The organism is Cryobacterium sp. M91, from assembly GCF_002929615.1.
GTDB classification, from domain to species: Bacteria; Actinomycetota; Actinomycetes; order Actinomycetales; family Microbacteriaceae; genus Cryobacterium; species Cryobacterium levicorallinum.
Genome location: NZ_PJJT01000087.1, coordinates 45067 through 56440, shown reverse-complemented (window position 1 = coordinate 56440; position 11374 = coordinate 45067). Strand labels below are relative to the sequence as shown.

The 11374-nt window shown below is 63.1% G+C and carries 10 protein-coding genes and 1 pseudogene; 4 read left to right on the top strand and 7 right to left on the bottom strand.

Features of this window, described 5'->3' with window-relative positions:
• Positions 1-739: 739 nt before the first annotated feature.
• Together CXY80_RS19755 and CXY80_RS20785 are read right to left on the bottom strand one after the other, a co-directional pair.
• Positions 740-1672: pseudogene (locus CXY80_RS19755) on the bottom strand (virulence RhuM family protein).
• An 85-nt stretch (positions 1673-1757) separates the two neighbouring features.
• Positions 1758-2012 carry a DUF4357 domain-containing protein gene (locus tag CXY80_RS20785; protein ID WP_104132711.1) on the bottom strand — a complete coding sequence of 85 codons (255 nt, stop codon included), beginning with the start codon at positions 2010-2012 and terminating at the stop codon, positions 1758-1760.
• Positions 2013-2395: 383 nt separating this feature from the next.
• On the opposite strand from CXY80_RS20785, the gene CXY80_RS12535 reads away from it, so the two are divergent.
• Genes CXY80_RS12535 through CXY80_RS12525 form a run of 3 tightly spaced genes read left to right on the top strand, consistent with a single transcriptional unit; the run spans position 2396 to position 3434 of the window.
• Positions 2396-2929: a hypothetical protein gene (locus CXY80_RS12535; RefSeq protein WP_146070730.1), complete on the top strand. Its 534-nt coding sequence runs from the start codon at positions 2396-2398 to the stop codon at positions 2927-2929.
• A complete protein-coding gene (locus CXY80_RS12530) occupies positions 2926-3108 on the top strand; it encodes a hypothetical protein (protein WP_104132709.1) in 183 nt (60 codons plus the stop codon). The genes CXY80_RS12535 and CXY80_RS12530 overlap by 4 nt, the downstream gene beginning before the upstream one ends.
• A 32-nt stretch (positions 3109-3140) precedes the next feature.
• Positions 3141-3434 carry a hypothetical protein gene (locus tag CXY80_RS12525; RefSeq protein WP_146070729.1) on the top strand — a complete coding sequence of 98 codons (294 nt, stop codon included), beginning with the start codon at positions 3141-3143 and terminating at the stop codon, positions 3432-3434.
• A 1276-nt stretch (positions 3435-4710) separates the two neighbouring features.
• On the opposite strand, the gene CXY80_RS12520 is transcribed toward CXY80_RS12525, so the two are convergent.
• The 4 genes from CXY80_RS12520 to CXY80_RS12505 are packed head-to-tail and all read right to left on the bottom strand — an operon-like array spanning position 4711 to position 8702.
• Positions 4711-5967, bottom strand: coding sequence for a Zn-dependent hydrolase (locus tag CXY80_RS12520; RefSeq protein ID WP_104132707.1), 1257 nt, complete (start codon positions 5965-5967; stop codon positions 4711-4713).
• A complete protein-coding gene (locus CXY80_RS12515) occupies positions 5964-7202 on the bottom strand; it encodes an amidohydrolase (protein WP_092451420.1) in 1239 nt (412 codons plus the stop codon). The genes CXY80_RS12520 and CXY80_RS12515 overlap by 4 nt, the downstream gene beginning before the upstream one ends.
• Complete coding sequence (locus tag CXY80_RS12510) at positions 7199-7924, bottom strand: hypothetical protein (RefSeq protein ID WP_092451418.1); 726 nt, start codon at positions 7922-7924, stop codon at positions 7199-7201. The genes CXY80_RS12515 and CXY80_RS12510 overlap by 4 nt, the downstream gene beginning before the upstream one ends.
• Before the next feature lie 22 nt (positions 7925-7946).
• Complete coding sequence (locus CXY80_RS12505) at positions 7947-8702, bottom strand: DUF5058 family protein (protein WP_092451416.1); 756 nt, start codon at positions 8700-8702, stop codon at positions 7947-7949.
• Between the two features lie 105 nt (positions 8703-8807).
• Here CXY80_RS12505 and CXY80_RS12500 point away from each other — a divergent pair, with 105 nt between their 5' ends.
• Positions 8808-9767, top strand: coding sequence for an Lrp/AsnC family transcriptional regulator (locus tag CXY80_RS12500; protein WP_092451414.1), 960 nt, complete (start codon positions 8808-8810; stop codon positions 9765-9767).
• A gap of 16 nt (positions 9768-9783) precedes the next feature.
• Here CXY80_RS12500 and CXY80_RS12495 read toward each other — a convergent pair whose 3' ends face one another.
• Complete coding sequence (locus CXY80_RS12495; protein ID WP_092451412.1) at positions 9784-11211, bottom strand: amidase; 1428 nt, start codon at positions 11209-11211, stop codon at positions 9784-9786.
• Positions 11212-11374: the final 163 nt, after the last annotated feature.

The following is an 11374-nucleotide window of genomic DNA, read 5'->3' as shown; positions in this document are numbered from 1 at the left end:
CAGATTGAACCCTGGATGACCGGGTAAGCCCGACTACAATTGGAAGCAGCGAACCGCCCGGTTCCCTGTAAACACAAGGGAATCCGCGGGTTTTCGGGAACTTTCGGCAATGACAGAATTTAGGCTAAAACCTCCAAGGGGTCGCAGGTTCAAATCCTGTCAGCCCCACAAGAGTCCTGATAAACCTAGGTTTATCAGGACTCTTTTCGTTTAAAAACTTGCAAAGCCATTGTTCACCCATTGTTTATGGGCGCGAATTTGGGCATTTTCGCCCAGTTTTGGAGTCTAATTCGCGCATTTTATCCTCGTTCAGATTTGTCGATTGCGCATATTTGGCCTGATCAAAAGGTGTTTAACCGCTGGATTCATCCCAGCAAGCTGATCGAGTGATCATTGGACCCAGAGTCGCAGTGTCGCAGGTTCAAATCCTGGGATCCGGCGACTCGCCGCCGCACGCGAACTGTGCGTTCCGCAGCGGTTTTGCCGCCAGAACGAGCGTGCTTCCCGTCATGGCGCAAGAACGGAGTCTTCACGGCGTTGCTTTAACCTTGGCCAATACTGACGCACGTCGTAGACGCGGGACTGAATTTTCTGTTGCAGATAGTCAACATCGATGTGAGAGGTCCCCCGCGCTGATCCCAATTACCGGCGCACTCGTAGCCTCGCGCCTGAAAGAGCTCGACGACGCGCTCTTGAGTTTTTCTTTCGACCTGCCTGACGCTCACGTTTTGTCCCCCAACTATCTATCCCCCGTTTTCGGCGGCGTGCCTCCTTCAATCATCCGCTTGCTGAACTCGTCGAAATCCGAAATCGCACTGGCAGAGTCGAGGCGCTTGAACGCGTCGAACTCGCGTACTGCGTGCGCGACGGCGAGATCATGCCCGACCCGACCTGCATCCCGCAAAATCTCGCGATCATTCAGAGTCAGAAACCCGTCGAGTTTGCTCACCCAGTCAGCCATGCGCATCGGAACGCGCCGCTCGGCCTGCCCGGCAGCGAAGACCAGGTACTGCTCGGTCAAGTTCTGCAGGGCAGACAACTCTGGTTCGGTGTAGTAATTCTTCGCGATCGACACATCGGACTTGTGAATGCGTGGCTTGCGCCAGCTGGCGAGCCCCATGTTCGGCTTCGTCGCATCCGCCCGTGACTGCACCACTTCGGCCGCTGTCTGACCGGTGATCGCCCAATGCAATTTGTTCTGCACCGTGCCATAGAACGTCTGGGTCACGGCGGCGTCGTTGTCGTAGTCAACGGACGTCGCGTATACGTCGGTGATCTTCTAGTAAAAGCGCCGCTCCGAAGTTCGGATGTCCTGGATACGCCGCAGCAGCTCATCGAAGTAATCAAAGGGGACATCGGGGTTCTTCAACCGCTCATCGTCGAGAACGAACCCCTTTACGATGTACTCACGCAGCCGCTGGGTCGCCCAGACCCGAACGGCCGTGGCTGTCTTCGACCGCACCCGGTAGCCGACCGAGATGATCATGTCGAGGTTGTAGTGCGCGCGCTTGCGGGACACGTCGCGGGTTCCTTCGCTGCGAACCGACAAGTATTCCTTGTGAGTTGCCGTTGGGGTCAGTTCATCCTCTTCGTAAATATTCCTGATATGCAGGCTGACGTTTTGTTGGGAAGTGTTGAAAAGCTCGGCAAGCTGCGCCTGCGTGAGCCACACCGTGTCTCCATCGAAGCGGACATCGATGCGCGCCTGGCCGGATTCATCCCGGTAGACAAGAAACTGGCTCTTCGAGGGCGTGGGCTCAGACACCGGCTAACTGCCCATCACCGAGGCCGCGACTCTGCCAATGCCCGAATGTTTCGCCGGCTTCCGTGCTCAGCCACGCTGTGCGACCGTTGCACGCTCGCCCGGTAATCACGGCCCCGGCGGCCGACGGCGACGCGAAAGCCACGTCTCGAGTGAACATCGCCGTTCCGGACGAGTCAACGACAATAGACCCGTCACCGAGGAGCTTTGCGTGCAATCCCCCATAGCCGTGCCGCTTTCCTACCCACATCGGCCGGGCCCCTGAACCCTGCAATACGGTGAACTCGCCATCAATTTCTCGCGCTTGCGCAGTGATTCCTGCCTTAGCCAGAGAAATTGTGAAGACCGGTGATGCTTCGATCGGTTGGGGTGACTGATCTACGCGTGGTGGCGACTGCAGGATTGGCCGAGGCGGCCTCACTCGACCCCACGGTTTCTGTCGTGTCTGTGCAGGATCGTGTCGTTTTTCTTGCCGGTGAGCGCGTGGAATACGGACTGCTCAGGGGGCTCGCACCATCCCGTAGACCTGCGCCGGCACGTGGGCGAGTCGCGTGGGGGCGGTTCGCTCTGTTCCGGGTGCTCCTTCGGACGCCGCGACCGCGAACCCAGATCGATCTCGCCACTGAGTGCGGCGTGTCGCAGGTAGCCATTTCCAACGCACTCCGCGCGCTGGACACTGCGGTGACTCGCGAAACGGGCGGCTGGCACGCACTGCGGCCCGACGCATTGTGGGAGCAATTCCTAACGAAATATCCGGGGCCGCAAGGCATTACCAGCTACTGGATGGGGCTGGGCTCCATCACGCGGCAGGCGCAAGCTGCTCAGGACGCTGCCGCCGAGTTGGACGTCCTCCTGTCAGGGGACCCGGCCGCTGATCTGATAGCTCCGTGGCGCATGGGCCGCCGCGCGGTCGTTTACGCGCAAACAGGCCTTGACCTGGCCCAATTCGGTTTTTCCGAAACCACGCGAGAGAACGCCACCCTTGAATGTGTGGTTCCAGCTGATCCCACGATCTGGTCGACCGCCCGTGCCTGGACGTCGACGGGGTCCGGCTGGATAGCCGACCCGGTCCTCGTGGCGTGGGATGTGCAGCGGACGGGGGGTCCCGACGCGGCCGACGCTGTCGAGAGAATCCGGCGAGCGGTTCTGGCGGGTTGGCTCCCGTGATCAGGCGTCGGATCAAGACCGTCGCTACATCGAACGTGGACGACGCGGCCTTCCGCGCTCTCGCCGACGTTGCCGAGATCACAAAACGGATCGGCGATGTGCGCATCATCGGCGGCCACATGGCGAGTCTGTTGCTCACCGCGTTGATCCGATCGTCCTCGATGTTGGCGTCTTGTTGACGGACGGAACGCGGCTTGATTTCGAGGTCCGCGTGCCCCCGGTCGAGCTCGCCCTCCTTTTCAAGGCCTATGCCGCACAGTCACGCCACGCGCCCCAGGACATCACCGATCTCTACAACCTCCTGTCGATCGCGTTCGAGTATCCAGTCGACCAGATCGGTGGCTGGAAGATTGGAACTCCTCCCGTATCCCGAACGAGACTCGACGCCGCTCGAACCCTGCATGCCCTGGCGGACTCGACGCCGCTCGAACCCTGCATGCCCTGGCGGACTCGGCACGCCAGAGCCATGTCGTGGCCCACTCGGGCGTACCAGCGGACCGACTAACTGCGCTCATCAGGTCACTCGTCGCGAATCCTGCCCCAGGGGTCTAGCGGCAGCACGCTGTGCCTGCCTCCGATGCAATGATCGAACGGCACTGAGATTCGAGTTCCATGGCCAGACGAGAGCGCTCGACGCGGTCGGACCAATCAATGGTGGGATGCCCACCATTGACCCACCTAAATCAACCGTGACCGACCGAACATGGACGCGTACGCTCAGATGAAGTTAACCGCCCGGTTCCCTGCAAGATCAAGGGAATCCGCGAGTTCCCGAGACATTCGGTCACGGCCAGAATCGCCCCGATTCTGCAAGGGGTCGCGTGTTCGAATCACGTCAGCCCGACGAGACAAAAAAGTGCTGGTAGATCGCAAGATTTACTGGGACTTTTTGGATTCTATTTGATTTACCTGCTCGCTCACCTATTCTTTTGGGCGCGATTCCGGCTGAGCCCCGGCGGCACGGATAGTTACAAATCTATTCGACTGGTCGACTGGTCGACTGCGGCGAGGCACAAACGCACTAGCAGCACCCCAACAAGTTGGCAGAAGCCTCCTCAACGCCGAAGATGCCGAGGCCGAATGGATCGTGCGTGAAGTGTCTTCGACGCACCTACGGGCTGCCGGCATCCGTTGTGCCGCCGTTCTGGCACCGGGACTCCTAACTCGTCTGAGAACTCTCTGCCGTGCATCTGCACGGGCTCGCGCCTACGACCCCGCCCAGCACTGCTCGGCCCCGTTCGGATGGCTCCGCGAATTCGGTGACGCCCGCCAGCGCCTCCGCGACTGGGTGGACGCGGCTGGAGCGTGATCGGCCGACGCGCCAGACGGCTTGGCCGGCCGAACCGCCTGCGAAGGCAGACGACGACGTCAGCGACCGCGACGAGAACGTGGCGCGGAGGCGGGATTCCGAGGCTGCGTTCTATACCTGCGGGACATATCAATGGTCACCGGAATGCCTAACCAAACGTGATGGCGAATCGTGGCTTGCCCCTTGGTGTCCAATCATGTGACTCCCCTCAATGTCACGAACATGTATGGTCGGCTAGCATTCTGATCGGTCCTGCGTAGGCACGTTCCAGGGAAAAACATCATCTCGAAAAGAGGCATCACCCATTTCTTCTCCGGAACGCGTGAATCCTGTTTGACTGCCTTTTTTTATTGAACGGCGGAAATGTACTCCTGGGGTGCGTCGCGCTGGGTCAGCTCGAGAACCACATGTTGGCCGATAGAATCCCGGGAGCACTTCTCGCTGGCCACCTTGAAGGCGCGGGGCGGAACCATCAGTCGCGGGCGAGGCTCAGCAGGGTGTCGAGCAGCACATTCGCGCCGTTCTCCACGTCGATCCACGCAGTGTTCTCCTCCGGACAGTGGCTGCGTCCGTCGATGCTCGGCACGAAGATCATGCCCGTCGGCGCCAGCTGAGCCATGTTTTGCGAGTCATGGCCAGCCCCGGACGGCAGCGAGCTGTACAACAACTCACGCGCGGCGGCCGCGGCCTCGATGGTCGCCTGAATGCTGGCGTCGAGCCGAACCGGCGGGATCGTGACCTCAAAATCGAACTCCACTTGCACCCCGTAGCGCAGCGCAATCTCCCGGGCCACATCCACGATGGTCGTTTGCAGGGCGTCAACCAGATCCGTCTCCGCTTCCCGAAAATCCACCGTAACCCGGGCCAGCCCTGGGATCACGTTGGCGCTTCCCGGCTCGACCGTCACGATTCCCGAGGTGACGACGGCACGCTCGCTAACGCTTGAGGCCACTTCGGGCAACGCCACGAGCAGCGCGCCGGCGGCAGTGAGGGCGTCGCGGCGCTGGTTCATCGGGGTGGTGCCGGCATGGTCGGCCCGGCCTCGGAACGACACCACGCCGCCGCCGAGCGCCACGATGCCGGTGACCACGCCGATGTCGTGCCCGAGCTGCTCGAGCGTCGGTCCCTGCTCGATGTGCAACTCCACCGTGGCGTGCAGCGTAGCGGGGTCCAGCTTGGTCGCCGTGGCCGCATCGAGGTCTCCGCCGGTGGCCACGAAGGTGTCAGCGAACCGGTCGCCGTCTCGACCGGTGAGCGACTCCAGCTCGGTGCGGGAAAATCCTCGTGCGAGTGCGCTCGACCCGAACAGATGGGCGTAGTTGCCCTCCTCGTCTGTGAACATGACCGCCCGCACCGGCCGGTCTAGGGCTGGGCGTTCCTCTTGGATGCGGCGCAGGCATTCCAGCGCGGCGAGCACACCGAGCGCCCCGTCGAATGCGCCCCCGTTTGGCACGGTGTCGATGTGCGACCCGGACCACACGGCGGGCTGGGCCGCAGTCCGGGCATCGTAGTCGGGCGATACGACGATGTTCCCGATGCCGTCCACTTCCGCCCTGAGACCGGCTTCGGCGCAGCGCCCGAGCAGCCATGCGCGACCCTCGCTATCCGCTGCCGAGAAGGAAGTGCGATCCAGGCCGCCGCCCGGCCCGCATCCGATGCTGCCGAGTGCTTTGAGGTCAGCGACCAGTCGGGGTCCGTTGACCGAGAGTCGGGCTGTTGAGGTGTTCATGCGGCGCCGCCCGGCGTGCCGACCCGCGACAGTATGGCGGTGAGGGCGGCGGTGAGCCCGGCTGCCAAGGCCGGCTCGGAGTCGGGGGCGAAATGTGGGGAGTGGTTGCCGGCGACGGATTCGGTTGCGTCGATGGTTTGCTGGGAATAGCCGCCGAACATCCAATACACCGAGGGTACGCCGATGGCCTCGGCAAGCAGTCCGAAGTCCTCACTTCCCATCACTGGCGGAACCTCTTTTACGCCGTTCGCTCCGAGGGCGCCGCTGAGCGCAGCGATCAGTTGTTGGGTAGCCGCCGGGTCGTTGTAGCAGCGGGGGAATGTGGAGAGCACCTCGATCATCGGATCGGGGGCTCCGGATGCTTGTGCTTCGGCCGCGATGATGCGGCGCAGCGAATCCAGTACGCGGGTCCGCACTTCGACGTCAAAAGTGCGCACGTTTACAGTGAACTCAGCAGTGGCGGGGATGATGTTTTCCTTGAGTCCGCCGTGGAAGGTGCCGACCGTGACCACAGCGGCCTTCATCGGGTGCACCTCTCGCGACACGACGGTCTGCAGACGCACGACCATGTGAGCGCCGATCACGATCGGGTCGATCGACTGATCGGGCTGGGAGCCGTGGGCCTGACGGCCGTGCACGGTCACCTTCCAGGAATCAGCCATCGCCATCGCCACGCCGCTGCTGATGTCGACGGTGCCAGCGAGGCCGGGCCATACGTGCTGGCCGAAGACGATCTCGGGGCGGGGGGCGCGGTCCCACAGCCCGTCGGCGAGCATGGCTACCGCTCCCGCCCCGGTCTCTTCCCCGGGTTGGAAGATGAACACCACGGTGCCTGCCCAAGCGGACGGGTGGGTGACGAGGTGCTCGGCCAGTGTCAACGCGACTGTCATGTGAGTGTCGTGGCCACACCCGTGCATCGCAGGCACGTCGGTGCCGTCGGCCAGGGTGCCGCGGGCGGTGCTCGCGTAGTCGAGTTCGGTCTCTTCCTGGATAGGCAGGCCGTCGATGTCGGCGCGGTAGGCGACCGTGGGACCGGCGCCGTTGCGCAGGATACCGACGACGCCGGTCCCGCCGCAGCGGAAGGTCTCGAGCCCGAGATCGTCAAGGCGCCGGGTGAGGAACGCACAGGTCTCGGTCTCCTGCATGGACAGTTCCGGATGCGCGTGCAGGTGCCGGTACAGCTCCTGCATCGTGCGGGTCGTGGTGTCATCAGTCGGAAGTAGGGTCACGGTCATGAGATCTCTTTCGTGGAGTCGGAACGGGGCTTGCTGCGAAGGAACCAGGCCAGCACGGCGGTGGTGACGACGGTAATTCCGGTGGCGAGGTTTGCGACACTGGGGACGGCGGGCACGAGCACAAAGAAGACGAACGCGGCTGTGCCGATGGCAATAAGCGTGACGCGAGGTTGTTTCAATGACACCACGAGCTGCACGATGACCCCGCCGATGATGCTGGGGAAGATGTACAGGCGCGCGACGTCGGTGACGTCGGCTGGCACGATGTTGACCAGCCAAGAGCCGAATAGACCGACGAACACCAGCATGAAGAACACGTGCACCATCGCGGCGCCGCAGATGGCCATCAGGGCTGAGAATTCGCCGCGCTTGGTGCCAGCCTTAGCGCCGATGGCCGCTTGGGCGACCAGTGCAGAGGGGAGCAGCTTGTTGGCGATGTTGCCGATCATGAACGCCTGATACATTGCCGCGGGACCAAGGATCGGGTAGTAGGTGATCGGTTCGACCACCCACAGCACCGAGAACACGGCGGCAACGGCGAGGAACGCGATCCAGACCTGTGTCTGCGTGATGCCAAGGTCGGCGAAAAGCACCAGGTAGAGCGGCGCGGCGAGTGACATGACCAGTGCGGCGATCATGGTGGACCGACCCCAGCGGCTCGTTGTGCGGTCGAAGGTCGCCAAATCGGCGGACGGCGTGGTGATCACTGTTGTGGAGGACATGCTGGCCTTTCTCGATGTTGGTTCAGGCGACCGGTGCGAGGCCGGTGGTGTGGGCGGTGTATGCGACGATGAGGCCGATCACGATGGAGAAGCCGAGCCCCCATTCGCGTAGCCAGCCCAAGTTGAAGCGGCGTGCCAGGAACAGGCAGGCGCCCATCACCGCGGCCGAGGTGACAACGGTCAGGATGTGCACGGGGGTTTTGCCGAGCTCGCCGATGCCGAGGCTCGCGAACGCTCCGAGGAGCGCGGCAGCGGGGATGATGGCCATCAGGGTGGGGTTCACGCTGCGCAGCCGAGAGTCGCCGCGTTTAAGCAGCGGGGTCAACACCAGGGTGGCGATCATCCACATGGCGCCGGAGAGGCTCATCGCCATAAATGCGACGGCGAACACGCTCTGGGTGTAGCTCGCGTCGCCAAGGGCTGCTCCCATGGTACTGGCGGCAATACTGGCCGAAGCAGTCTCGGTGGCAGCCGACCCGACCAGACCGACGCGCACTAGCACAGCCGGGGTTCCGAACAGGCTGAGCAGGGCCACACTGACGAGCACTACCGCCAGGGAGGGGCCAATTGCGGCCACGGCGCCGGCGCGGAACGAGGTTTTCAGTTCGGCCGAGCTGATGCCGGCCGCCGGCGCGGCGATCCGGGCCGCACGTATGTACACGACCGTTTGCAGGATGATGGCGGCGAACACGCCGACAGCCAAAATCCACAGGATTGGCAGGTTGGCAATGGCAAGGATGTCGGTTGAGTCAGGGTCACCGGGTAGGGATGTAATCATAAGTGCTCCAGTGCTGGAATGCGGGTGGGGCAGTGAGTGATGATAAGTTCGGCGCTAAGGAAATCCTTGTATTTTCAAGGAACGGCGTACGAGCAAGGATGGATTGTGCGGCTACTGGATCCCTTGGAGCGGCGGATTGCGGCCGCGCTGCAGTTCGACGGGCGCAGCTCTTGGAGCCAAATCGCCGTCGTGCTCGGCGAACCGGAGCGCACTGTCGCCCGCCGGGGCAGTGAACTGATCGAAGCCCGGCTGGTGCAGGTGGCCGGACTCCGCCCACAATCCACCTCGGTGATCATCCGCGTTCAGACCGCGCCGGGCACCACGCGCGCTACCGCGAACGCACTGGCGCAGCGTCGCGATTCGACCTTCTCGTACACGATGACCGGCGGCGTGGACTGTGTCGTCGAAGTGCTGACCGAGGCCGAGCTGATGCCGGCACTGCTCACGGACGAGATCCCCGGTACGGTCGGTTTGGTGCGCGCAGTCAGCTACCCCGTGATGCGCTACTTCCGCACCATCCGCGGCTGGCAGCCTGACTTGCTGACGGAGGTCGAAGCTGATGCCCTGCGGGCCGGTGTAACGACGGACACGTGGAGTCTGCAGGAGCCGCAGCGGCTGAGCCGGGTCGACAACGAGATCGTGGAGGCGCTTTGCCGAGACGGGCGGGTGTCCTGCGAACGGTTGGCCCGCCTGACTGGGGTGTCCAACGCCACGGCCCGCCGCCGCACGGAATGGCTGCTGCAGAACAACCATGTTTACATTCGGGCGGTCGTTGAACCGGCGAGTGTCGGCCTTCCCGTCGAAGCGTTTTTGTGGATCCGCAGCGACCCGAAGAACGTCGAGGCGGTCGGGCGAGAGCTCGCGGCCTCGCCGCTGGTGAGGTACGCAGCCGCGGTCGCCGGCGACTACCAGATCGTAGCGAATGTCACGGCGAAGGACCAAGCTGCCCTCTATGCCTGCGTGACGTCCGCGCCTTGGGTTGCTCACACCAAATCGATTGATGTCAGTCTGCTGCTCGAGGCTTTCAAACGAGGCGGACGAGTGCTGCAACCCGCGCGAATCTGAACGTCGACGACGCATCTCAGCTACCTATGTCGCGCAGATCGGGAGCCTGCCACGCATAGCGGGTGGCCTGTTCGAAGCTGTACCCCACCTGCAGCAGCTCGACATCCTGCCCGTGGTCCATGACCAGCTGTAATCCGACCGGCAGACCGGACTCGCTGAAACCCGCTGGCACGCAAAGCGCGGGAAGCCCGGTCGCAGAAACGACGCAGGCGGAACGCATCCACTCAAGGTAGTTCTCAAACGGCACGCCGTCGATCTCGGTCGGATACCGCAGGGCGGCATCGAAGGGAAGCAGCTGGGCGGCCGGACTCGCGAAAACGTCGTAGCGGGCGAAGAAGATACGAGTCTTTTGCGCTAACCGGGTGCGGGCCAGCGCGGCCGAGACGACGTCGGCTCCGTTCAGAGCAAGGCCGCGCTCCACATTCCAGCGCACCTCGGGTTTAATCTTGTCGCCGTGCCGGGCCACAAGATCGCCGTAGGACAAGGCAAAGTCGAACGCGCGCACTGTGCTGAACACCTCATCGGCGTCACGCAGATCAGGGGCCGCCTGCTCCACTGTCGCGCCGAGGTCTTCGAACACCTGCAGCTGCTGATGCAGCACGCGCAGCACCTCTTTCTGCACCGGAATTCCCAGACCGAAGTCGTCGGACCAGCCGATGACGAGCCCTGTGAGATCGCGCTGCAGCGGCTCAAGAAACCGGTGTGCCGGCACCGGGTTGAAATACGGTGTAGCGGCGTCTGGTCCCGCAATCACCGACATGGCCAGGGCAATATCGGTCACCTCCCGGGCCAAGGGACCGCTGCGAGAGAGCCAGCTCCAGGCGTTACGGCTCGGCTGCAGGGGGACCACGCCGAGCGACGGCCGGAATCCCACCACGTTGCAAAAAGAGGCGGGAATGCGCAGCGAGCCGCCCATGTCGCTGCCGTCGCTAATGGCCTGGATGCGTGCGGCCAGAGCTGCGGCGGCCCCTCCGCTACTGCCGCCCGCGCTGAGAGAGGGGTCATACGGGTTGGTGGTCGTTCCGAAGACCTCGTTGAAGGTGTGCGACCCGGCCGCGAACTCCGGCACGTTGGATTTACCGGTGGTGACGACACCGGCGGCCTTGAACCGCTCGATGATCAGATCGTCGTGATCGGGCACGTGGTCAGCGAACACTGGTGACCCGAAGGTCGTGCGCAGGCCGGCGGTGGAATGCGTGTCCTTATGCGTGATCGGAACGCCGTGCAGTGGAGGCAGATCGTCGCCGCTCAGGGTGCGGGTGTCGGCGGCCACCGCAAGGTCGCGGGCCGCTTCACGATCTTGGGTGACGATGGCGTTGATGCGAGGGTTCACCCGGTCGATCTGGGCGAGGTGCGCGTCGAGGGCTTCGTTGGCCGAGATCTCGCGTCGGCGAATGGCTAGAGCGAGCGCGGATGCTGACAACTCGGTGATCTGGTCGCTCACAGTTCATCTCCTGCTTGGGCGGTAGACCGGATGTCTCCGGTGGGTAGAAGTCTCGTGGTCGGCAGGCGCGACAGTGAGCGGAGGCCCGTGAAAACGTTCGTTTGAATGGTTATAGCCACGATTTTGGCCGATTTCGTCTTGGAGGGGCGGCTTGTGAAAAAAG

Bases quoted from the DNA above. Each gene is read 5' to 3' on its own strand.
- CXY80_RS12520 (WP_104132707.1), bottom strand. From the start codon at position 5,967: ATGAACACCTCAACAGCCCGACTCTCGGTCAACGGACCCCGACTGGTC.
- CXY80_RS12510 (WP_092451418.1), bottom strand. From the start codon at position 7,924: ATGTCCTCCACAACAGTGATCACCACGCCGTCCGCCGATTTGGCGACC.
- CXY80_RS20785 (WP_104132711.1), bottom strand. From the start codon at position 2,012: ATGTGGGTAGGAAAGCGGCACGGCTATGGGGGATTGCACGCAAAGCTC.
- CXY80_RS12505 (WP_092451416.1), bottom strand. From the start codon at position 8,702: ATGATTACATCCCTACCCGGTGACCCTGACTCAACCGACATCCTTGCC.
- CXY80_RS12515 (WP_092451420.1), bottom strand. From the start codon at position 7,202: ATGACCGTGACCCTACTTCCGACTGATGACACCACGACCCGCACGATG.